This window comes from Variovorax sp. RKNM96 (assembly GCF_017161115.1).
GTDB lineage: Bacteria > Pseudomonadota > Gammaproteobacteria > Burkholderiales > Burkholderiaceae_C > Variovorax.
Genome location: NZ_CP046508.1, coordinates 532,438 through 555,362 on the forward strand (window position 1 = coordinate 532,438; position 22,925 = coordinate 555,362).

Consider the following 22,925-nt stretch of genomic DNA (forward strand, 5'->3'; position numbering starts at 1 on the left):
TCAGCTGTGTCCTTCTTCGTTGGCGGGTGTTCCGAAAAAAACGCCGTAGGGCGCCAGTGCCAGCATGCGCTTTTCGCCATCGCCCTGCACTTCGGCGGTCGCAGCGAGTGGGTGGCCTTGCAGCGGCACCAGCGCCTCGCGCAGCGCCATCGTCACGGGCTTGCCGCCCAGATTGAAGATCGCCTGCAGCGATGCGCTCCCGTCGCGCCGCTCGAACCGCAGCACCGGATCGGGCGCGTCGATGAACGCGATGGCGCCCGTGCGCAGCAGCGGCTGTGTGCGGCGCCAGTGCAGCAGGGCGCGGCTGAAGGCCAGCATCGAGCCCGGATCATCGGCCTGGTTCTCGATGGCCAGCGGCAGGTGCGGGCCGTACACCGGCAGCCACGGCATCCCGGTGGTGAAGCCGCCATGGGGTGCATCGGCCTGCCACGGCATCGGCGTGCGGCAGCCGTCGCGGCCCTTGAACTCGGGCCAGAAGGTGCGGCCGTAAGGGTCCTGCAGCAGTTCGAAGGGCACCTCGGCTTCGGGCAGGCCGAGCTCCTCGCCCTGGTAGATGCTGGCGCTGCCGCGCAGCGCCAGCAGCAGGGCGAGCCAGAGGCGGTCGCGACGGGTGTCGGGCGCCTTGCCGTCGCTCCAGCGCGTGGCGACGCGCGGCACGTCGTGATTCGACACCGCCCAGCAGCCCCAGCCGCCCGTGGGCGCCAGCGCCAGGTCGAGCGCCTCGACTTGGTGGCGCAGGTGCCTGGCGCTGTGGTCCGCCGTCAGCAGGCTGAAGCTGTAGGCCAGGTGCAGGCGCTTGCCCAGTTCGGTGTACTGCGCCATGACAGGCGGCGCGTTCTCGTCGCCGACCTCGCCCAGCGCGACCGCGCCGTAGCCGTCGAGCAGCCCGCGCAGGCGCTCGAGGAACACCAGGTTCTCCTGCTGGCTCTTGTCGTACAGGTGCTGCTGCATCGCGTAGGGGTTGTCGGCGCGCACTGTGCTGACCTCGTCGATCGATGCGAGCGATGCCGGCGGGTTGTCGCGCAGCAGCGCGTCGTGGAACTGGTGGTTGCAGGCGTCGAAGCGAAAGCCGTCCACGCCGCGCTCGCACCAGAAGCGGACCTCGCCGAGCAGCGCGTCCTGCACCTCGGCGCAATGGAAGTTGAGGTCGGGCTGCTCGGTGAGAAAACTGTGCAGGTAGTACTGCCTGCGGCGCGAATCCCACTGCCAGGCCGAGCCGCCGAACACCGAGAGCCAGTTGGTGGGCGGCGTGCCGTCGGGCTTGGGGTCGGCCCAGACGTACCAGTCGGCCTTCGGGTTGTCGCGGCTCGACCGGCTTTCGACGAACCACGCATGCTGGTCCGAGGTGTGCGAGAGCACCTGGTCGATGATGAGCTTGAGCCCCAGCGCATGCATGCGCGCGAGCATCGCGTCGAAGTCGGCGAGCGTGCCGAAGAGCGGATCGACCGCGCGGTAGTCAGAGACGTCGTAGCCGAAATCCTTCATCGGCGAGCGGAAGAAGGGCGAGACCCAGATGGCATCGACCCCGAGGCTGGCCACATGGTCGAGCCGGGCCGTGATGCCGGGCAGGTCGCCGATGCCGTCGCCGTTGCTGTCCATGAAGCTGCGCGGGTAGATCTGGTAGATCACCGCGCCACGCCACCATTCGCTGTTGCTGCTGCCCATGCCTGCCCCTGTGGTCTGAATTCATTGTGGCATGCGAAATCCGGGCCAGTCATACGCGTTTGCCGGCGACCGGGCGCGATTCGACAAGGCGCGAAGCTTTCTACACTGGGCGCTGTTTCCGGCCTTCTTAAATGACATCAGATTCCGTTTCATCCCTCGCTGCGCTCGAGGCGCGGCTTGCCCAGGACCTCGAATACCTCGGCTTTCCCGGCCGCCAGTGGATGCCCGTGCGGCAGGTGGCGGGCGAAGCGATGCTCGACGTGGCCGTCATCGGCGGCGGACAGGCCGGCCTCGCTGCCTCGGTGGCGTTGGCGCAGCAGGGCATCCGCGCGGTGGTGTTCGACCGCTCGCCCGCCGGCAAGGAAGGCCCGTGGGCCACCACCGCCCGCATGGAGACGCTGCGCTCGCCCAAGGAACTCACCGGCCCCGCGCTGGGCCTGCCGTCGCTCACCTTCCGCGCCTGGTTCGAGGCGCAGTTCGGGCTGGAAGCGTGGACGGCGATGGACAAGATTCCGCGCCTGCAGTGGATGGACTACCTGAACTGGTACCGCCGCGTGATGAACGTCGACGTGCGCAACGACACCGCGGTCACCGGCATCCACCCGCTGCCCGATGGCACGGCGGTGCGGCTCGATCTGCGCACGCCGGCCGGCGCCCACAGCGTGCTGGCGCGCCGCATCGTGCTGGCCACCGGCCGCGACGGTCTCGGCGGGCCGGCGGTTCCGGCGTTCGTCAACGCGCTGCCGCGTTCGCAATGGGCGCACTCGTCCGACGAGATGGACTACGGCCAGCTCGCGGGCCTGCGTGTGGGCGTGGTCGGCGCGGGATCGTCGGCGATGGACAGCGCGGCCACCGCGCTGGAGGCAGGCGCGCGCAGCGTCGAGCTCCTGATACGCCGCCCCGACCTGCCGCGCGTCAACAAGGGCAAGGGCGCCGGCGTGCCGGGCCTCACGCAGGGGCACTTCGACCTGTCCGACGAGCGCAAGTGGCGCATTCGCCACTACATCAACGTCGCGAACGTGCCGCCGCCGCATGGCAGCACGCTGCGGGTGTCGGCATTTCCGAATGCGTTCTTCAACTTCGGCTGCCCGATCCTGTCGGTCGCGCCGCAGGGCGATTCGATGCGCGTGTCGACGCCCAAGGGCGATTTCGAATTCGATTTCCTGATCGTCTCGACCGGCTTCAAGGTCGATTGGCCGAACCGTCCCGAGTTCGATGCGATCGCTTCCCACATTCGTACCTGGAGGGACCGCTTCGTGCCCGCACCCGGCGACGAAGACCAGGAGCTGGCCGATTCGCCGGACCTCGGGCCGGTCTTCGAATTCCGGGAGCGCGTGGCGGGCGAGTGCCCGGGGCTCGAACGCATCCATTGTTTCTGCTACCCGGCGGCGCTCTCGCACGGCACGGTGTCGGGCGACATCCCCGCGATCAGCGACGGCGCCAAGCGCTTGGCGAGCGGCATCGCGAGCTTGTTCTACCGCGAGGATTTCGACCACCACTTCGCGAACCTCGAGGCCTACAGCGAGCCCGAGTTGTTCGGCGACGAGTGGACGCCCGCGCCGCCGCCCGGCGAACGCACCTGAACCTTTTTCCTTCAAGGACCCGCATGACGAATCTTTCCGTGGCGCTGCCGGCCATCGACGTGGTCGATGACGCCGTGCCCCTCTCGCCGAACCAGCCGACCTGGACGCTGCGGCGGCAACGCGACAAGGTCGTGGCCGCCACCCAGAGCAGCCACGACGCGATGTTTTCGCACGCGGTCGAGGGCCTGCCCCGCACCGAGCGCCTGCTGGTCGCGCTGCATGCCTGCCGCGTTTCCAAGGCGCCGAACCTCGCCGCGCACTACCGCGAAGAGTTGGCGGCCGAGAACGCCGACGCCGCGGTGGCCGATGCGGTGGAGCGCGGCGACATCGCCTCGCTCGCCGACGCGCGGCTGCGCGCGATGCTGGCTTTTGCCGGCAAGCTCATCGAGCGGCCGATCGAGGGCGACCGCGCCGCCATCGAGGCGCTGGCGGCGCACGGGCTGTCGACGCCCGCGCTCGTGGCGTTGAGCCAGTTGATCGCTTTTCTCTCGTACCAGATCCGTGTCGTCGCGGGCCTCAAGGCACTGGCTGCCGCGGAGGCTTCGGCATGACGGCCCCGATCCGCATCAATGGCTTCACCACCGAGGTGCTGAAGTGGAAACCGTGGCTGGACACGGTGAATGTCGACACCGCCACGCCGGCCCAGCTGGCGGCGCTGGACGAGATGAGCCCGCAGGCGCGCACCTCGCCGTATTTCCTGGTGCTCGCGCACCAGCCCGAGATACTGCTGCAGCGCTCCATCGCCTTCAACGCGATCATGTTCGCGCCGGGCGGCATGCCGCGCGCCGAGCGCGAGCTGGGCGCCACGGTGGAGTCGCGTGTCAACGGCTGCGTGTACTGCGCGTCGGTGCATGCGCAGCGCTTCGAGCAACTGGCCAAGCGGAGCGACGTGATCGAGCAGGTGTTCGAGGAGCCGGCATCGGCCGGCACCACGCCGCGCGAGAAAGCCATCGTCGAGTTCTCGATCAAGCTCGGCGCCGAGCCGGACAAGGTGTCGGCCGAGGACATCCGGGCGTTGAAAGAGGTCGGACTCGAGGAGCTGGAAATCCTCGACCTGGTCCATTCGGTGGCCCTGTTCGCCTGGGCCAACCGGCTGATGCTCAACCTGGGCGAGCCGGTCTTTCCCGCCGACGGGTCATAGGCGCGCGAGCAGGCCTGCGACGGTTTCGCGGTCCAGGCCCAGCGGCGCCAGCAGGTCGTTCTGTTCGCGGAAGTCGATGCCGTTGACCAGCGAGGCGGCATCCACGATGGTCCGCGTCGCGGGCGTCGGCACGCCGGCGATCTGCCCCAGCGCCTCCACGAAGGCCAGGCCGTAGGGCATGTCCTCGGTCACGTAGCGGGTGTCGGTGCGCACCGGCCCGGGCGGGCCGCCGCGCTTGGCATGCAGCTCGGCCGCGATGTCCTCGAGCCGCGCCGACGCGGTGCCGAAGGAACGCGCGAAGTGTTCCTCGATGGGGCCCAGGTCGATGCCGAAGGCCTTCGCCACGGCGCGGCGTTCCAGGTCCAGCGCCTCGATCGCGCGCGACACGCCGGGCGTCATGCAGTGGTACTGCGGCCAGTTTTCCGCGCGCTCGATGCGGGTCCAGTTGAAGACCGCGAGCGGGCCGTGGGACTGCGGGTTGACGTTGGCGAGCGCACTGGCGAGCACGCTGTCCTGAGGGAAGAAGCCGTCGCCGAACAGCGCGGTGCAGAGCGCCACGGCCTGTGCGACGTTCGCGCCCGGCAGCGCCGAGACGCCGACTGCCTTGCGCCGCGTCATCACCTTGACCTGCGTGCCCGATTCGCGGCGCGCGGTCAGCACGGTCGTGCCGAAGCTCGCGACCGTCACCTGCTTGCCGGCGCGCCGGGCGGCTTCGTGGAGATAGAGCGACGACAGCGAGGCCATCGAACTGACGATCACGGTCTGGCCGTCGCGAAGGAAAGGCAGGAGCGCGTCCATCACGCGCTTGTGGCCGTTGACCGGGAGCGCGAGCAGCAGCACGTCCGCCGAATGGCAGAGCTGCGCGGCATCGTCGACCACTTCGACCGTCACGGTGCAGGGCTGCACGCCGCCCGCTTCCAGCGGCTGCGTGCGCAAGGCCTCGGCGCCCTGGCCGCCCGGCGACCAGAGCGTGACGCCGTGGCCCGCCTGGCGCAGCCATGCGGCGCAGGCCAGCGCGATGGCGCCGGTGCCTGCGATGCCGACGCGGTACGTCGAGACGTCAATCAACTTTGATTCCGCCCTGCTTGATCACCTTCGCCCAGCGCTGGCTGTCCTCGGTCACCACCTTGCCGAGCGCCGCCGCATTGCCGCAGGTGTTGACCGCGCCGAGCTGGGCGAAGCGCTGCTTCGTCTCCGGCAGGTTGCACACCTCGACCAGCGCGGCGGAGAGTTTGTCGATGCCCGCGGCCGGCATGCGCGCAGGCACCATCACGCCCACCCACACCGGCACTTCCATGCCCGCAAGGCCCGTGGCCTCGCCGACGGTGGGCGCCGTGCCCATGCTGGGCAGGGCCGCACGCGAGAAGGTGCCGAGCACGCGCGCCTTGCCGCTCGCGACCATGGGCTCGATCGAGGCGACGCTGGTGACGATCACTGCCACCTGTCCGCCCAGCAGGTCGGTCAGCGCCGGCGCCGCGCCGCGGTAGGGCACGTGCAGCAGGTTCACGCCGCTCGCCTGCGCCAGCAGCGCGCCGGTGAGGTGCGACACCGTGCCGTTGCCGGTCGAGGCGTAGGTGACCTGGCCCGGCCGCGCCTTGGCGTCGCGCAGCACGTCGGCGATGGTCTTGTAGGGGCTTTCGGTGCGCACGGACAGCGTCATCGGCGTGTCGGCGACCAGGGCCACGGGCACCAGTTCGTGCACGGGGTCGTAGGGGAGCTTGGCCTGCAGGTGCGGCGCGATGGTGACTGCGCCGCCCGTGGCCAGCAGCACGGTGGCCCCGTCGGTCGCCTTGGCCACCGCGTCGGCGGCGACGATGCCGCCGGCGCCGGCTTTGTTGTCGATGATCACCGGGGTGCCCAGCTTGTCGGTGAGCTTGGCGCCCAGGTAGCGGGCAATCACGTCCTGCGCGCCGCCGGGGGCGAAGGGGACGACGATGCGCAGGGGCTTGTCGCTGGCCTGTTGCGCCCACGAAGGCAGGGTGGCGAGGCAGGCGGCGAGGCCCAGGACCAGGGGTTTCCAGAGCAGTTTCATGGCGTTCAGGCAGTACGAAAGCAGACGTTACGCAGGCAACATGCAGGTTGCGTGCCCCAAGTCTAGGGTCTGCCGCGCGGAGGGCATCGCCCGGGCGCGATAATCCGCCTTCCCCGGCCAGCCCGCGCCGGGCCTTGCCGAAACGCTATGAACCCCAGCTACAAACCCAGCGACGTCGAGTCCGCTGCCCAGGCGCAATGGACCGCCGCCGATGCCTACCGCGTCACCGAGGACGCGAGCCGCAAGAAGTACTACGCCTGCTCGATGCTGCCGTACCCCAGCGGCAAGCTGCACATGGGCCATGTGCGCAACTACACGATCAACGACATGCTCACGCGCTACCTGCGCATGAGCGGCTACAACGTGCTGATGCCCATGGGCTGGGACGCCTTCGGCCTGCCGGCCGAGAACGCGGCGCTGAAGAACGGCGTTCCTCCCGCCAAGTGGACCTACGAGAACATCGACTACATGCGCGGCCAGCTGCAGGCCATGGGCCTGGCGATCGACTGGAGCCGCGAGATCGCCACCTGCGATCCGAGCTACTACAAGTGGAACCAGTGGCTGTTCCTGAAGATGCTCGAGAAGGGCATTGCCTACCGCAAGACCCAGGTCGTGAACTGGGACCCGGTCGACCAGACTGTGCTGGCCAACGAGCAGGTGATCGACGGCAAGGGCTGGCGCACGGGTGCCACGGTCGAGCGCCGCGAGATCCCGGGCTACTACCTCAAGATCAGCGACTACGCCGAGGAACTGCTCGAACATACGCAGCACAAGCTGCCGGGCTGGCCCGAGCGCGTGAAGCTGATGCAGGAGAACTGGATCGGCAAGAGCGAGGGCGTGCGCTTCGCCTTCACCCATGACATCCAGGGAGCCGACGGCAAGCTGATCCAGGACGGCCGCATGTACGTGTTCACCACGCGTGCCGACACGATCATGGGCGTGACCTTCTGCGCCGTGGCGCCCGAGCATCCGCTGGCCGCGCACGCGGCCACGCTCGACCCCAAGGTCGCGGCCTTCATCGAAGAGTGCAAGAACGGCGGCACCACCGAGGCGGAGCTCGCCACGCAGGAGAAGAAGGGCGTGCCCACGGGCCTGACCGTCAAGCACCCGATCACCGAGGAGCAGGTGCCGGTGTGGGTCGGCAACTACGTGCTCATCGGCTACGGCGACGGCGCCGTGATGGGCGTGCCCGCGCACGACGAGCGCGACTTCGCCTTCGCCAACAAGTACGGCATCGAGATCATTCAGGTGGTGCTGGTGGACGACGAGCCGCACTTCGACTATCACAAGTGGCAGGACTGGTACGGCGACAAGCAGCGCGGCGTGACCATCAACTCCGACAACTTCAGCGGCATGTCGTACAAGGAGGCCGTGGCGGCCGTCGCGCATGCGCTGGGCCAGAAGGGCCTGGGCGAGCTGCAGACCACCTGGCGCCTGCGCGACTGGGGCGTGAGCCGCCAGCGCTACTGGGGCACGCCGATCCCGATCATCCATTGCGACGAGCACGGCGCGGTGCCGGTCCCCGAGAAGGACCTGCCCGTGGTGCTGCCGACCGACTGCGTGCCCGACGGCTCCGGCAACCCGCTGAACAAGCACGAAGGCTTCCATGCCGGCGTGGTGTGCCCCGTCTGCGGCAAGGCCGCGCGGCGCGAGACCGACACGATGGACACCTTCGTGGATTCGTCGTGGTACTTCATGCGCTACTGCGACCCGAAGAACGACCAGGCCATGGTTGCCGAGGGCGCCGACTACTGGATGCCGATGGACCAGTACATCGGCGGCATCGAGCACGCAATTCTTCACTTGCTCTACGCGCGCTTCTGGACCAAGGTGATGCGCGACCTCGGCCTTGTGAAGGCCGACGAGCCTTTCAGCAAGCTGCTGACGCAGGGCATGGTGCTCAACCACATCTTCTACAAGCGCAGCGAGAAGGGCGGCAAGGACTACTTCCCGCCTTTGGAAGTGACGCCCGTGCTCGATGCGCAGGGCCGCATCACCGGCGGCACCACGGCCGACGGCACGAAGGTCGAGTACGGCGGCGTCGGCAAGATGGGCAAGAGCGAGCGCAACGGCGTCGATCCGCAGGACCTGATCGAGAAATACGGCGCCGACACCGCGCGCCTGTACACCATGTTCACCGCGCCGCCCGAAGCCACGCTCGAGTGGAACGACGCGGCCGTCGAAGGCAGCTACCGGTTCCTGCGCCGGGTGTGGAACTTCGGCGTGGCGCAGGCGGACGTGGCGCCGGCCAAGGCGGGCGCACAGACGTTCGGCAAGGCTGCCCAGGCGCTGCGCCGCGAGGTGCACACGGTGCTGCGCCAGGTCGACTACGACTACCAGCGCATGCAATACAACACGGTGGTGTCGGGCGCGATGAAGCTCCTGAACGCGCTCGAAGGCTTCAAGCCCGACGGCAGCGCGGGCGACGCGGCCGCGGTGCGCGAGGGCTTCGGCATCCTGCTGCGCTGCCTGTACCCCGCCACCCCGCACATCGCCCAGCAGCTCTGGAGCGAGCTCGGCTACGACAAGGACCTGGGCGGCCTGCTCGACGCGGCCTGGCCGACGGTCGACGTCGAGGCGCTGGTGCAGGACGAGATCGAGCTCATGCTGCAGGTCAACGGCAAGCTGCGCGGCAAGCTGCTGGTGCCGGCCGGCGCTTCCAAGGACGAGATCGAGAAACTCGCGCTCGCCTGCGACGACTTCGTCGCCTTCGCCGAGGGCGCACCGCCCAAGCGCGTGATCGTGGTTCCCGGCCGTCTGGTCAACGTGGTCCTTTGAACGACAGAAGCATGAACAAACGCAATGCCTCGATGCCGCGCCGCGGCTTTCTTCTCGGTTTGACGGCCGTGGGCGCCAGCGTGGGGCTGGCCGGCTGCGGCTTCGAGCTGCGCAAGGCGCCGGTCTTCGCGTTCAAGACGCTGTCGGTCGAGGGCAATTCCGCGCTGATCAACCAAGTGCGGCGCGAGCTGCGCGCGGCCGGCACGGTGACGCTGGTGCCCAAGGAAGACGCCAAGACCGCCGATGCGGTGCTGGTGGTCCTTGGCGAAGACCGCGACCGCTTCGTGATCTCGACCAATTCGGCCGGCGCGCTGCGCGAGCTGCAGTTGCGCCTGCGCGTGCGCTTCAGCCTGAAGACGCCGGGCGGCAAGGAGTTGCTCACGGCGTCGGAGGTGTCGCAGACACGCGACCTGAGTTTCAACGAGACCAACGCGCTCGCCAAGGAAGGCGAGGCCGAGCTGCTGTTCCGCGACATGCAGTCCGACATCGCGCAGCAGCTGATGCGGCGCCTGGCGGCCGTCAAGGAACTCTAGGCGCCCGCGCCACAGGGATTCCATGCAACTTGCCAGCGCCCAACTCGGGGCCCATCTGCAGAAGGGGCTCAAGCCGCTCTACACGATCCATGGCGACGAGCCGCTGCTCGCGCAGGAAGCGGCCGATGCCATCCGCGCCGCCGCGCGCGAACAGGGCTACACCGAGCGAAGCTCTTACACCGTGGCCGGCGCGCACTTCGACTGGAGTGCGGTGCTGGCAGCGGGCGGCTCGCTTTCGCTCTTTGCCGACAAGCAGATCGTGGAGATCCGCATTCCCTCGGGCAAGCCCGGCAAGGACGGCAGCACTGCCCTGCAGCAATTGGCCGAAGCCGCACCGGGCAACGACAGCACACTCACGCTGGTGATGCTGCCGCGCCTGGACAAGGCCACGCGCACCGGCGCCTGGTTCTCGGCGCTGGAGAACAACGGCGTGAGCCTGCAGGTCGATCCGATCGAGCGCAATGCGCTGCCGCAGTGGATCGCCCAGCGCCTGGGGCTGCAGGGCCAGCGCGTGATGCCGGGCGACGAAGGCCAGCGCACGCTGCAGTTCTTTGCCGATCGGGTCGAAGGCAACCTGCTCGCGGCGCACCAGGAAATCCAGAAGCTCGCACTGCTGCACCCGGCCGGCGAGCTGAGCTGGGAGCAGGTCGAAGGCGCGGTCAACAACGTGGCGCGCTATGACGTGTTCAAGCTCTCCGAAGCGGTGCTCGCGGGCAACCCGCAGCGCGTGGCGCGCATGCTCGACGGCCTGCAGGCCGAAGGCGAGGCCGAGGTGCTGGTGCACTACACGATCGCCGAGGACATCCGTGCGCTCAAGCGCGTGAAAGACGCCATGGCGGCCGGCCGGCCGCTGCCTATGGCGCTGCGCGAGAACCGCATCTGGGGACCGCGCGAGCGCGCCTTCGAGCGCGTGCTGCCGCGGCTGGACGACCGCATGCTGGCGCGCCTGCTGCGCGCGGCCCACCTGGTGGACGGCATCTGCAAGGGCCTGAAGCAGCCCGACTGGCCCGCCAGCGGCTGGCAGGCGCTGCAACGGCTGGCGTTGATGCTGTGCCGCGCCTGCAGCAGCGCACCGGCGGCCGCGCGGCGCGCCTGATTGGATGGCTCCAGGCACCAAAAGGCCTGTGTAAGCCGGGCCACAGGTCCGCGTGGGAAAATGCCGACATGAATGCGTTCAACGTCAGCGAGCACATGCAGACCCTCGGGCTGCAGGCAAAGGCCGCTGCTTTCCTCATGGCCCGTGCGGATGCAGCTACTAAAAACATAGCACTGAAGGCGCTTGCCCGGCGCCTGCGCGACGCCGGCCCGGTGCTGGCAGTCGCCAATCAGAAAGACCTGGAACGCGCCACCGCCGCCGGCCTCTCGGCCCCGATGGTCGACCGGCTCAAGCTCACCCCGAAGGTCATCGAGACCGTGGCCCTGGGCTGCGAACAGCTCGCCGGCATGGCCGACGTGATCGGCGAAATCATCGGCATGAAGCAGCAGCCCAGCGGCATCCGCGTGGGCCAGATGCGGGTGCCGATCGGCGTGTTCGGCATGATCTACGAGAGCCGCCCCAACGTGACCATCGAGGCTGCGAGCCTGGCGATCAAGTCGGGCAACGCGGCCATCCTGCGCGGCGGCTCGGAAGCCATCGAATCGAACAAGGCGCTGGCGCTGCTGGTGTCCGAGGCGCTGGCCGAAGCGGGCCTCCCGGTCGAGGCGGTGCAGCTGGTGCAGACCACCGATCGCGAGGCCGTGGGCCAGCTGATCGCCATGCCCGAATTCGTGGACGTGATCATTCCGCGCGGCGGCAAGGGGCTGATCGAGCGCATTAGCCGCGACGCCAAGGTGCCGGTCATCAAGCACCTGGACGGCAACTGCCATGTCTACGTGGACGACACGGCCGAGTTCGACATGGCGCTGCGCATCGTCGACAACGCCAAGACCCAGAAATACAGCCCCTGCAATGCGGCCGAAGGCCTGTTGGTCTCGGAAGTGGTCGCGGAAGACTTCCTGCCGCAGATTGCCGCCATCTTTGCCGCCAAGGGCGTGGAAATGCGCTGCGATCCAGCCGCGGCGCAGATCCTGCGGGCCAGCGGCGCTGCCGATCCGGCCGCCAAGGTGGTCGATGCGGTCGAGTCCGACTGGTCCGAGGAATACCTGGCGGCCGTGATCAGCATCAAGGTCGTGGCCGGCGTCGATGAAGCCATTGCGCACATCAACCGCTATTCGAGCCACCACACCGATGCCATCGTCACGCGCGACCATGTGCATGCGCAGCGATTCCTGCGCGAGGTCGATTCGGCCAGCGTCATGGTCAATGCGAGCACCCGCTTCGCCGATGGCTTCGAGTTTGGCCTGGGTGCCGAGATCGGCATCAGCACCGACAAATTCCACGCCCGCGGCCCGGTCGGCATCGAAGGGCTGACCTCGCTCAAGTACGTGGTGCTCGGCCAGGGCGAAGTGCGAAGCTGATGCGTGCTGCTCCCGCGGTCTTGTCATTGGGGCATGTACCCCCAATTCCTACAATTCCGCTCCACCTCTAAGTAAAAATCGAAGAAGGCCGCCGCATGGTTCCGCATCTCGTCACCGCCCTGACCGGCCCGATCAACGAATTGGAACAGCGGGTGCTCGACTCGATGCCCGCCATCGAGCGCTGGTTCCGTCTCGAATGGATGGAGCACACGCCGCCGTTCTACAGCTCGGTCGACATCCGCAATGCGGGCTTCAAGCTCGCCCCGGTCGATACCAATCTCTTCCCGGGTGGCTGGAACAACCTCACCAAGGAAATGCTGCCGCTGGCGGTGCAAGCGGCCCAGGCAGCCATCGAGAAGATCTGTCCGGAAGCGCGCAACCTGCTCGTCATTCCGGAAAATCACTCCAAAAACACCTTTTATCTCGCCAACATCGCGCAACTTGTGCGCATCTTCCATATGGCGGGGCTGAACGTGCGGATTGGTTCCGTCGACCCGGCCATCAAGTCGCCCAAGAAAATCGAACTGCCCAACGGCGAGACCGTGACCCTCGAGCCGGTGGTGCGCGGCAAGCGCCGGCTGGGGCTGAAGAACTTCGATCCCTGCACAATTCTGCTCAACAACGAGCTTTCTGCGGGAACGCCGGGCATCCTCGAAGATCTTCATGAGCAGTATTTGCTGCCGCCGCTGCATGCGGGCTGGTCGGTGCGCCGCAAGAGCAATCACCTGCACAGCTATGAAGAGCTGTCCAAGCGTCTGGGCAAGCTGCTGGGCATCGACCCCTGGCTCATCAACCCGATCTATGCGCGCGCCGAAGGCGTCGACATCGCCGAGGGCCGCGGCATCGACGTGCTGACCAGCCACGTCGACGCGGTGCTCACCAAGGTGCGCCGCAAGTACAAGGAATACGGCATCAACGAAAAGCCGTTCGTGGTCGTCAAGGGCGGCCACAGCGGCAGCGGCAGCCCGGGCGTGGTGACGGTGCGCGATGCCAAGGAAGTCGAGGCGCTGATCGGCAAGTCGCGCACCAGCACCTCCTCGGCGACCAAGACCTCCGCCGGGCGCGACCTGCGCGAACCCACCGAGCTGATCGTCCAGGAAGGCGTGCTGACCAACGAGCGCGTGCACAACGGCGTGGCCGAGCCGGTCGTCTACATGATGGACCGCTACGTGGTCGGCGGTTTCTACCGGGTGCATGCCGCGCAGGCGGCCGACGAGAACCTCAAGCTGCCCGACGCGAGCTTCGTGCCGCTGGCTTTCTCGGAAAGCACGCACATGCCCCAGCCTGGTGCCAAGCCCGGCGCGAGCGCGCCGAACCGTTTCTACATGTATGGCGTGGTCGGTCGCCTGGCCATGGTTGCGGCCAGCTACGAAATGGAAGCGACCGACCCGGACGCCGAAATCTACGAATGATTGGGGTTGTCGGGTTGCGGGGTCACCGGGCAACGGCAAAATAGCGGCCCCACAGCAACGGAAACAAAAGGGCGGGAGGAGCGACGCGTGGTGGAACGAATGAATGTTCCGCCGCCACGACGCCCTCGCGTGTCTGACGCGTCGATCCCCAACGGCCAGCCCTTTTCCCCATCGACTTCGTGTCAGCCCCCAAATCAATCTCAGCCGGCCTGATCGTCGGCGCCATCGGCGTCGTCTATGGCGATATCGGCACCAGCGTGCTGTACGCGGTCAAGGAAGTGTTCGGCCACGGCCATGTGCCGTTCACGGTCGAGAACGTCTACGGCATCCTCTCGATGTTCTTCTGGACGCTGACCGTCATCGTCTCCATCAAATACGTGGTGCTGGTGCTGCGGGCCGACAACGAAGGCGAGGGCGGCCTGGTTGCCATGCTCGCGCTGGCCTCGCGGGCGGTGGCCGACAAGCCCAGGCTGCGCCATCTGCTGCTGGTGGTCGGCATCTTCGGCACGTCGCTCTTCTACGGCGATGGGGTCATCACCCCGGCGATCTCGGTGCTGTCGGCGGTCGAGGGCCTGGAGGTGGTGTCGCCGCACTTCACGCACTACGTGATCCCGATCACGCTGGTCGTGCTGTTCTGTCTCTTCGCCGTGCAGAAGCGCGGCACCGCGGGCATCGGCAAGTTCTTCGGGCCGGTCACGCTGGCGTGGTTCGCGGCCATCGCGGTGCTGGGCGTGTGGCAGATCCTGCACCACCCCGAAATCGTGAAGGCGCTGAACCCCTGGTATGCGCTGAAGTTCATCTGGGACAACCCGGGCACCAGCTTCATCCTGCTGGGCGCGATGGTGCTGTGCGTGACCGGCGCCGAGGCGCTGTACGCCGACCTGGGCCACTTCGGCAAGAAGCCGATCCGCATCGCGTGGTTCTCGGTCGTCATGCCGGCGCTGACGCTCAACTACCTCGGCCAGGGCGCGCTGCTGCTGGAGAACCCCGAAGCGGTGAAGAACCCCTTCTTCATGATGGCGCCCGAGTGGGCGCTGATTCCGCTGGTGATGCTGGCCACGCTGTCGACGGTGATCGCGTCGCAGGCGCTCATCACCGGCGCGTTCAGCGTGACGCGCCAGGTGATCCAGCTGGGCTACCTGCCGCGCCTGAACATCGAGCACACCAGCGTGCGCACTGCGGGGCAGATCTACATTCCGCTGGTCAATTGGGGCCTGTTCGTGGCCATCGTGCTGGCGGTGGTGATGTTCCGCACCTCGAGCAGCCTGGCCGCGGCCTACGGCATCGCGGTGACGACCGACATGCTGATCACCACGATCCTGACCTTCTTCGTGATCCGCTATGCGTGGAAGCTGCCGCTGGCACTGTGCATCGCATCGACCGCGGTCTTCTTCGTGGTCGACTTCCTGTTCTTCGCGTCGAACCTGCTCAAGCTGTTCGAAGGCGGCTGGTTCCCGCTGTTGATCGGCGGCTTCGTGTTCACGCTGATGATCACCTGGAAGGAAGGCCGGCGGCTGATGGGCGAGGCGCAGCATGCCGATGCAATCGACCTCAAGTCCTTTCTCGACTCCGTGTTCGTGAGCCCGCCGGCGCGCGTCGACGGCACGGCCGTGTTCCTCACCGCGGAGCCGGGCGTCGTGCCCAATGCGCTCTTGCACAACTTGAAGCACAACAAGGTGCTGCACGAGCAGAACATGTTCGTCACCGTGCGCAACCACGAGGTGCCCTGGATCCCGATGGACAAGCGCATCGAGATCGAGGCGCTGGGCCACCACTGCTGGCAGGTGATCGTGCACTACGGCTTCAAGAACGACATCGACCTGCCGCGCGCGCTGGAGCATGCGCGCCTGCGCGGCTGCCAGCTGGAGCCGATGGCGACGAGTTACTTCCTCTCGCGCGACGTCGTGATCCCGACGCTGGGCAGCGGCATGGCGCCGTGGCGCGAGAAGCTCTTCGCGCAGATGCACCACAACGCGAGCGGCGCGGCGGCGTTCCTGGGGCTGCCGAACAATGCGGTGGTGGAGCTGGGGTCGAAGATCGAGATCTGAAGTCGATGAAGGAGCGATGGCTCCTTCAGTCGAAGTCTCCGGGCCGCTCGGCCGCGAGCTGCGTCATGTGCGACGCGATGGCCCCCGGCGTCGTGAACCAGATCTCCCCACGGTCCCGCGCACGTGCCAGATGCGCGAGCGCCGTGCGCAGGTGGCGCAGCCGATAGGGCTGGCCCACGATGTACGGGTGCAGCGCCAGCCCCATCACCAGCGGCTGCGCGCGCGACTGTTCCAGCATCTCGTCGAAGTTGTCGACCACCATCGCGCTGAAATCCTTCGCATCCATCAGGCGGCCCACGATCATCGGGATGTCGTTGAGCTCCTGCGGATACGGCACCGACCAGATCGAGCCGCCGCCGCGGGTGCGCATGCGCACCGGCTGGTCGTCGTGGCACCAGTTGAGCGTGTAGCCGTAGCCGGTCTCGCCGAGCAGGTCGGGCGTGACGGCACTTTCTGAAATCCAGGGCGACAGCCAGCCCGCGGGCGCCTGTCCGCTCTCGCGCAGCATGCGTTCGCGGCAGCGGAGCAGCAGGGCGCGCTCGTGCTCTTCATCGAGCGCGCCCTGGCGTTCCGCGTTGCTGTGGCCGTGGCCGATGAGTTCGTCGCCGCGCGCCACGCAGGCGGCCACCAGTTCCGGGCAGTGGTCGTACAGCGCGGTGTTGATGAGCGCGCCGGTCGGCAGCGCGAGCGCGTCGAACAGCTCGAGGCAGCGCCACGCGCCCACGCGGTTGCCGTACTCGCGCCAGCCGTGGTTCAGCACATCGGGCTGCGGCGAGGCCGGGCCGATGCAGGCGCCCAGGCCGTCGCCGAAGGCGAAATGCTCGATGTTGAAGCCGAGGTACACAGCCAGCCGCGCGCCGTTCGGCCAGACGTAGTCGGGGCGCCGCGTGATCGGCCGGTAGTCGAAGCGATCGTGCGAGGGCAGGAGATCAGGCCAGCGTGTCGTCATGCGCTGTGCCTCACAGCACCGCGAGCCCGGCGCGCACCAGCAGCCACTCGGCGCTGTCGTTCCACACGTCCATCTGCACGATGAGCCCGTGGCTCACCACGTAGCGGTCGACGTACCGGTTGCCTTCGAAGGCCGTGCCGTCGGGCCAGGCGCCGTAGAGCGTGCCGAGGCTGTAGACCACGGTGGCTTCGGGCGTGCCGCCGGCCACCGTTTCGGTGCGCTCGATCTTCTTCTTCACCCAGGCGTAGCGCTTGGCATTGAAGGCCGAGGTGTCGCCGGGCGCGTGCATCGCGCGGTTGCCGGTGAAGCGGATGCGGATGTCGGGCGCGGTGAAGCGCGAGGCTGATTGCGGGTCGGGAATCATCACGAGCCGGAGGAATTCGTCGACCACCGCGGCGGGGTCGAGTGGGGCTGAGGTGTTCATGGGGGTCTCCATCGTTGGGCCACGGCGGTGCGTGGCCAGGAACCTCCGCAATTCCTGTGCCGAACGGGCCGCGTCCGGGCTCCCGGGCTCCCGGCACAATCGCGCGATGTCATTTTTCAAGGACCTGAGCCTTTCGGCTTTCACCGCGGGTTTTGTCGCCGTGCTCGTGGGTTTCACGAGTTCGGTGGCCATCGTGTTCCAGGCCGCGCAGGCCTTCGGCGCCACGCCCGAGATGGCGGCCTCGTGGATGTGGGCGCTGGGCATCGGCATGGGGCTGGCCTCGGCGCTGCCTTCGCTCTGGTGGAAGAAGCCCGTGATGATTGCCTGGAGCACCCCGGGCGCCGCGGTGCTGGCGGTCGCGGGTGTCGGCCACAGCATGGGCGAGGCGGTGGGCGCGTTCATCGTCTGCGCGGTGCTGATCGTGCTGGCCGGCGCCACCGGCTGGTTCGAGCGCGTGATGAACAAAATTCCGATGGCGATCGCCTCGGCGCTCCTGGCCGGCGTGCTGGCGCGCTTCGGCATCTCGGCCTTCGTCGCGGCGCAGACGGCCTTGCCGCTGGTGCTGCTGATGCTCGGCACCTACCTCGTCTGCAAGCGGATGCTGCCGCGCTATGCGGTGCCGCTGACGCTGCTCGTGGCCATCGTCTTCGTGGCGGCGCGGGGCGAGCTCGCGTGGTCGTCGGTGCATTTCTCGCTGACCTGGCCGGTGTTCACGACGCCGGTCTTCAGCTGGCAAGCCGTCGTGAGCCTGGCGCTGCCGCTCTTCGTTGTGACCATGGCCTCGCAGAACCTGCCCGGCGTGGCGGCGATCCGCGCGAGCGGCTACAGCGACCTGCCGGTCAGCAAGCTCATCACGATCAGCGGCCTTGCGACGCTGGTGCTCGCGCCCTTCGGCGCCTTCGCGCTGAACCTGAGCGCGATCACGGCCGCCATGTGCATGGGCCGCGAAGCCCATGAAGACCCGGCGCGGCGCTACACCGCGGCGGTGAGCTGCGGTGCGATCTACGTGGTGATCGGGCTCTTCGGCGCGGCCGTCACAGGGCTGCTCACCGCGTTTCCGAAGGAGCTGGTCGCTGCCATCGCGGGCCTCGCGCTGCTCGGCACCATCGGCGGCGGGCTCGCGGCCGCGGTGCGCGACGAATCGCACCGCGAGGCGGCGCTGATCACCTTCCTGGTCACGCTCTCGGGCGTCACGCTGGCGGGCATCGGCTCCGCCTTCTGGGGCGTGGTGGCCGGGGCGGTGGCGCTGGCCGTGCAGCAGGTGGGGCGAGAGCAAAAAGCCCCTGTCGGCAAGGAGATGGCCGCTTCCGGCAACATCGCCCCAGAAACCAACGTGGCCGCCGCACCCGGCGCCGGAAAGAACGTCCCGTGAAAAACATCCTCTTCGTCGCCGATCCGCTCGATCACTTCAAGATCTACAAGGACACCACCTTCTCGATGATGCGCGAGGCCCAGCGGCGCGGCCACCGCATCGCGGCATGCCTGCCGCAGGACATCCAGTGGAAATCGGGCGGGCTGGTCACGGCCACGGTGCAGCAGATCACGCTGACCGGCGACGCCAAGGACTGGTACACCGTCGACATCACCGAGTCGAAGGCGCTGAAGGATTTCGACGCGGTGCTGATGCGCAAGGACCCGCCGTTCGATGCCGAGTACATCTATTCGACGCACCTGCTGCAGCAGGCCGAGCGCGAGGGCGCGCAGGTGGTCAACTCGCCGCGCGCGCTGCGCGACCATCCCGAGAAGCTCGCGATCATGGAGTTTCCGCAGTTCGTGACGCCGACGCTGGTCACGCGCAGTGCGCAGGCCGTGCGCGATTTCCATGCGGAGCACGGCGACATCATCCTCAAACCGCTCGACGGCATGGGCGGCATGGGCATCTTCCGCGTGAAGCAGGACGCGCTGAATCTCGGCTCCATCGTCGAGACGCTCAACAAGGACGGCGCCGAGACGATCATGGTGCAGCGCTTCGTGCCCGAGGTCGTTCAGGGCGACAAGCGCATCCTGATCATCGCGGGCGAGCCGGCGCCCTTCGTGCTGGCGCGCATTCCGCAGGGCACCGAGGTGCGCGGCAACCTCGCCGCGGGCGGCAAGGGCGTGGCGCAGCCGCTGACCGCGCGCAACCGGGAGATCGCCGGGGCGATCGGCAAGGTGCTCGCGCCGCGCGGGCTGCTCCTGATCGGGCTCGACGTGATCGGCGACTCGGTCACCGAGATCAATGTGACCAGCCCGACGTGTTTTCAGGAAATCACCGAGCAGACCGGCTTCGACGTGCCGGCGATGTTCATCGACGCGCTGGAGAAAGCCCTGCGTGCTGCTTGAGCACCGGAGCCGCCGCGCGGGCTTCGCGCTCGCGCCGCGCCTGCAGGCGCCGTGAGCGCAGCTTGCGCGCCCAGATGACGATGCCGGTGATCGACAGCATCGCCACCACCAGCCCCAGCGCCGACATCATGATGCGTCCCGGCATGCCCAGGATGCGCCCGCCGTGCAGCGGCAATTGCAGCTGCGCGAACACATCGGCCGCCGTGCCGTGCCACGGCCGGTTGCTGCTGATGATGTGGCCGTCGCGCCCGTCCAGGTAGAGGTTCGACAGGCCCATGCCGTCGCTGTCGTCGTGCGTGGCGTGGTCGAAGAACGAGATGTTGTAGAAGCCGCCGCGCGCGTTGTAGAACGCGCCGCCCAGCGGCGTCGTCCAGCCGCGGCGGCGCGCTTCGGCCTCGGCCTGCGCCACGATCTCGCGGAAGCCGATGGTGGGTTCGATGCGTGTGCCCAGCGGCGCGAGCGGCACCAGCGCCGACGGGCCCGGCGTGGTCTTGGAGACCAGCGAGAGCATCGGGTGGAACACCTCCTTGTAGAGGTTCAGCGAGAACGAGGTGAAGGCGACGACGATGATCAGCCCCCAGATCCACAGCCCGCCCGCGCGGTGCAGGTCGAAGTTGAGCTTGTAGCCGCCTGCGGCCCAGCGCACGGTCCACGCCGGCTTCCAGCGCTGCCACCAGGCGACCGCGGGGCGGTGCGCCGGATGCACGGCCTTGCGCAGGCGCCGCGGCATCGTGAGGTAGAGCGCGACGAAGCTGTCGAGCAGCCACACCAGCGCCACCGTGCCCATGATCCACCAGCCGATGCGGTCGGTGCCCCACATCGCGGGCACGTGCAGCATGTAGTGGAGCTTGCGCAGGAACGGCATCAGCGTCTCGGGCTTGAGCGAGACGGCGGTCGAGTCGCGGCGGCCGCGCACTTCGGCCGTGACCGGATCGACGAACACCTGGTTGTAGCCGAGCCTGAAGGGCTTGCCGGTAGACGGATCGGTGCGCGGCTGCACGAAGTAGCCGGCCGCATGGCCTTCCTCGAAACCGAGCGGCATGTAGGCGACCCGCGCGCGCGGATCGTGCCCCTCGACCGCGGCGGCCAGCTCGAACGGGTCCTTGAAGGGGCCGCGGCTCTGCGTGTCGTAGAGCTTGCGGTTGAGCCAGCCGTCGATCTCGTGGTCCCACGAGATGACGGCGCCGGTCAGGCCGGAGACGATGAGAAAGAGGGCGACCGCCAGGCCGGCCCAGCGGTGAATGGCGGTCGCGAAGGCGCGCATCAGAAGTCGATGGTGCCGCTCAGTGCGAAGGTGCGCGGCGCGCCCATCACCAGGTAGTTGGAGCCTTGCGTGCCGCCCACCGAAGCCCAGTACGACTTGTTGAAGAGGTTGTCGATGCGCGCACGCAGCGTGAGCGCACGGCCGTTGCCCAGGTCGACCAGGTAGCGCGCACCGATGTCGAAGCGCGTCCAGCCCGGAATCTGCTGCGTGTTGGTGGCGTTGGCGTACTGCTTGGATGTGTAGAGCAGGCGCGCATTCAGCGACAGGTTGCGCACGCCGGTCACGTCCCATTCGGCGCCGAGGTTGAGCTGCTGCTTGGCCACGCCGATGGCGGTGAGGCCGTCGGTGGCGCCGCCTTGCGTGTTCTTTTGCTTGGCGTCGAGCAGCGTCAGGCCGCCGAGGAGGCGCAGGCCCTTCATGGGTTCGCCGAACACCGAGAACTCGAGGCCCTGGTTGCGCTGCTTGCCGTACAGGCCGTAGACCTGGCCCGCGGACTGGTCCGCGTATTGGTAGACGGGCTGGTCGATCGTGAAGAACGCGGCGCTCGCGCCCAGCGAGCCGCCGTCGTACTTGACGCCGATTTCCTTTTGCTTGGCCTGGTAGGGCGCGAAGACTTCGCCGCCATTGGCGACCGGGCGATTGTTCGCCGTGGCGGGAGCGACCTTGCCCTGGACCAGGGCTTCGATGTAGTTGGCATAGGCCGACACGGTCGGCGTGATCTTGAACACGACGCCGGCCACCGGCGTGGTCTTGCTCTTGTCGTAGGCGCTGGTTTCCTTGATCGTGTTGTAGGCGAAGCTGGTTTGCTTGATGGTCTGGCGGCGCGCGCCGAGCGTGACCAGCAGGCGGTCTTCCATGAAGGACATGGTGTCGGCGATGGCGACGCTCGAAGTGTCGATCTTGTCGGTCAGGCGCGGGTCTTCCAGCCGGTTGCCCACGAAGCCGCCGGCGCCGTTGGCGACGGGGTAAGGCGAGAAGAAGGGCGCATAGATGTTGTTGCGCACGCTGCCCGAAGAGATCGCATAGGCGTTGTCGCGGTCGTTGCTGTATGTGGTGGCCGAGGCCACCACCGTGTGCTTCACCGGGCCGGTGGTGAAGTTGCCGCGCACGCCGATCTCGGCGGTGCCGATGCGGTCCTTGCGGGTGTTGCTGAAGCGCGTGTTGCTGGTGTTGCCGAACGAGTTGACGAGGGCCGGGTTCGACAGCACGTTGTCTTCGTCGCTGCGGCGCACGCCGCCGGCGGCCCAGGCCGTGATGTTGTCGGTGATGTCGACTTCGCCGCGGAAGGTAGCGAACTTGTCCTTTTCCTTCGAGTAGGTCCAGGGCTGCGCGAAGTTGCTCTTGGCGTCGGGCACGCGGGGGATCGGCAGCGTCGAGGAGGGCGTGAGGCTCGGGCGGCCGTCCTTCAGGTCGTAGTCCTGGTAGCCGAAGTCGGCCGACAGGCGCACGTTGCGGCTGTGCCAGTCGAGGCCGACGCCGAAGGCGCTCAGCTGCTGGCTTTCCTTGTAGACGCCCGTGCCGCCTTCGCGGCGCACGGCGTTCACGCGCACGCCCAGGCTGTCGTCGGGACCGAAGCGGCGTGCCAGGTCGAGGTTCACGAAGCCCTGGCCGCCGCTTTGCACGCCGAAGCCGACGCGGGTGAGCGGCTCGTTGGGGGCGCGCTTGGGCAGCAGGTTGATCGCGCCGCCGATGCCGCTGCCGCCGGGCGCAGCACCGTTCAGGAAGCTGTTGGCGCCGCGGAACACTTCCACGCGTTCGAAGAATTCGGAAGCGATGTACTGGCGCGGCAGCATGCCGTAGAGGCCGTTGTAAGCCACGTCGTCGGAGTACACGGGGAAGCCGCGCACCACGTAGAGCTCCTGGAAGTTGCCGAAGCCGCGCGCCTGGCGCACCGACGGATCGTTGAGCAGCACATCAGCCACGCTTTTGGCCTGCTGGTCCTGGATCAAGTCGGCGGTGTAGTTGGTGCTCGAGAACGGCGTGCTCATCATGTCCTGGTTGCCCAGGATGCCGACCCGCCCGCCGCGTGCCACCTGGCCGCCGGCATAGGGCTTGGTCAGGCCTTCGGCCGAGGCGTCGGCGCTGGCTTCGACGTTGACGGTGGCCAGGGTGCCGCTCGATGCTGCTGGCTCTGCAGCCGGGGTCTGCGCCATGGCGCCGAGAGCGTGGAGGGCAAGGAGCGAAGCCGCCACGGTCGGGCGAAGGCGAAGGGAGGAAGCTGCGGGCATGAACGGTCCGATGGGTGCAAATGAGAACCGTTATTATTCATCCGCGAATCACCACCATCGATACTTTCTTGCACTGTTGCAAAAAAGTG

18 protein-coding genes are annotated in these 22,925 nt (G+C 67.8%); 11 read left to right on the top strand and 7 right to left on the bottom strand.

Annotated features, from left to right (window positions below; all coding sequences use genetic code 11):
• On the bottom strand, positions 1-1,665 hold the full coding sequence (locus GNX71_RS02470; protein ID WP_206176857.1) for an alpha-amylase family glycosyl hydrolase: 1,665 nt from the start codon (positions 1,663-1,665) through the stop codon (positions 1-3).
• A gap of 131 nt (positions 1,666-1,796) precedes the next feature.
• Here GNX71_RS02470 and GNX71_RS02475 point away from each other — a divergent pair, with 131 nt between their 5' ends.
• From GNX71_RS02475 to GNX71_RS02485, 3 genes are read left to right on the top strand one after another with little or no spacing between them, the layout of a single operon-like run.
• A complete protein-coding gene (locus GNX71_RS02475; protein WP_206176858.1) occupies positions 1,797-3,248 on the top strand; it encodes an NAD(P)/FAD-dependent oxidoreductase in 1,452 nt (483 codons plus the stop codon).
• Positions 3,249-3,271: 23 nt separating this feature from the next.
• Positions 3,272-3,799, top strand: coding sequence for a CMD domain protein (locus GNX71_RS02480; protein ID WP_206176859.1), 528 nt, complete (start codon positions 3,272-3,274; stop codon positions 3,797-3,799).
• On the top strand, positions 3,796-4,389 hold the full coding sequence (locus tag GNX71_RS02485; RefSeq protein WP_206176860.1) for a peroxidase-related enzyme: 594 nt from the start codon (positions 3,796-3,798) through the stop codon (positions 4,387-4,389). The genes GNX71_RS02480 and GNX71_RS02485 overlap by 4 nt, the downstream gene beginning before the upstream one ends.
• Here the strand turns inward: GNX71_RS02485 and GNX71_RS02490 are convergent.
• On the bottom strand, positions 4,384-5,457 hold the full coding sequence (locus tag GNX71_RS02490) for an NAD/NADP octopine/nopaline dehydrogenase family protein (protein ID WP_241027138.1): 1,074 nt from the start codon (positions 5,455-5,457) through the stop codon (positions 4,384-4,386). The two genes, GNX71_RS02485 and GNX71_RS02490, sit on opposite strands and share 6 nt — an antisense overlap.
• The gene (locus GNX71_RS02495) at positions 5,450-6,421 is read right to left on the bottom strand and encodes a tripartite tricarboxylate transporter substrate binding protein (RefSeq protein WP_206176861.1); all 972 of its coding nucleotides are present in this window, start codon (positions 6,419-6,421) and stop codon (positions 5,450-5,452) included. The genes GNX71_RS02490 and GNX71_RS02495 overlap by 8 nt, the downstream gene beginning before the upstream one ends.
• Positions 6,422-6,568: 147 nt before the next feature.
• Between GNX71_RS02495 and leuS the strand changes: the two genes are divergently transcribed.
• From leuS to GNX71_RS02525, 6 genes are all read left to right on the top strand, one after another.
• Positions 6,569-9,199: a leucine--tRNA ligase gene (leuS, locus tag GNX71_RS02500; RefSeq protein ID WP_206176862.1), complete on the top strand. Its 2,631-nt coding sequence runs from the start codon at positions 6,569-6,571 to the stop codon at positions 9,197-9,199.
• A gap of 11 nt (positions 9,200-9,210) precedes the next feature.
• Complete coding sequence (gene lptE / locus GNX71_RS02505) at positions 9,211-9,732, top strand: LPS assembly lipoprotein LptE (protein WP_206176863.1); 522 nt, start codon at positions 9,211-9,213, stop codon at positions 9,730-9,732.
• Between the two features lie 22 nt (positions 9,733-9,754).
• Complete coding sequence (gene holA, locus GNX71_RS02510; protein ID WP_206176864.1) at positions 9,755-10,828, top strand: DNA polymerase III subunit delta; 1,074 nt, start codon at positions 9,755-9,757, stop codon at positions 10,826-10,828.
• 68 nt (positions 10,829-10,896) lie between these two features.
• Positions 10,897-12,189 carry a glutamate-5-semialdehyde dehydrogenase gene (locus tag GNX71_RS02515; RefSeq protein ID WP_206176865.1) on the top strand — a complete coding sequence of 431 codons (1,293 nt, stop codon included), beginning with the start codon at positions 10,897-10,899 and terminating at the stop codon, positions 12,187-12,189.
• A 95-nt stretch (positions 12,190-12,284) separates the two neighbouring features.
• Entirely contained in the window at positions 12,285-13,601 is a 1,317-nt protein-coding gene (gene gshA, locus GNX71_RS02520; RefSeq protein WP_206176866.1) for a glutamate--cysteine ligase, read from the top strand.
• A 179-nt stretch (positions 13,602-13,780) separates the two neighbouring features.
• The gene (locus tag GNX71_RS02525; RefSeq protein ID WP_206176867.1) at positions 13,781-15,649 is read left to right on the top strand and encodes a potassium transporter Kup; all 1,869 of its coding nucleotides are present in this window, start codon (positions 13,781-13,783) and stop codon (positions 15,647-15,649) included.
• A gap of 25 nt (positions 15,650-15,674) precedes the next feature.
• Here GNX71_RS02525 and GNX71_RS02530 read toward each other — a convergent pair whose 3' ends face one another.
• Together GNX71_RS02530 and GNX71_RS02535 are read right to left on the bottom strand one after the other, a co-directional pair.
• Positions 15,675-16,598, bottom strand: a complete 924-nt coding sequence (locus GNX71_RS02530) for a polysaccharide deacetylase family protein (RefSeq protein ID WP_206176868.1) — start codon at positions 16,596-16,598, stop codon at positions 15,675-15,677.
• Positions 16,599-16,608: 10 nt separating this feature from the next.
• On the bottom strand, positions 16,609-17,022 hold the full coding sequence (locus GNX71_RS02535) for a nuclear transport factor 2 family protein (protein ID WP_241027139.1): 414 nt from the start codon (positions 17,020-17,022) through the stop codon (positions 16,609-16,611).
• 106 nt (positions 17,023-17,128) lie between these two features.
• On the opposite strand from GNX71_RS02535, the gene GNX71_RS02540 reads away from it, so the two are divergent.
• A complete protein-coding gene (locus GNX71_RS02540) occupies positions 17,129-18,394 on the top strand; it encodes a benzoate/H(+) symporter BenE family transporter (protein ID WP_206176869.1) in 1,266 nt (421 codons plus the stop codon).
• Positions 18,391-19,344, top strand: coding sequence for a glutathione synthase (gene gshB, locus GNX71_RS02545; RefSeq protein ID WP_206176870.1), 954 nt, complete (start codon positions 18,391-18,393; stop codon positions 19,342-19,344). Before GNX71_RS02540 ends, gshB begins: the two co-directional genes overlap by 4 nt.
• Here gshB and GNX71_RS02550 read toward each other — a convergent pair.
• Positions 19,307-20,608: a PepSY-associated TM helix domain-containing protein gene (locus GNX71_RS02550; RefSeq protein WP_206176871.1), complete on the bottom strand. Its 1,302-nt coding sequence runs from the start codon at positions 20,606-20,608 to the stop codon at positions 19,307-19,309. The genes gshB and GNX71_RS02550 overlap by 38 nt on opposite strands.
• Positions 20,608-22,761, bottom strand: coding sequence for a TonB-dependent receptor (locus GNX71_RS02555; protein ID WP_241027140.1), 2,154 nt, complete (start codon positions 22,759-22,761; stop codon positions 20,608-20,610). Before GNX71_RS02555 ends, GNX71_RS02550 begins: the two co-directional genes overlap by 1 nt.
• Positions 22,762-22,925: the final 164 nt, after the last annotated feature.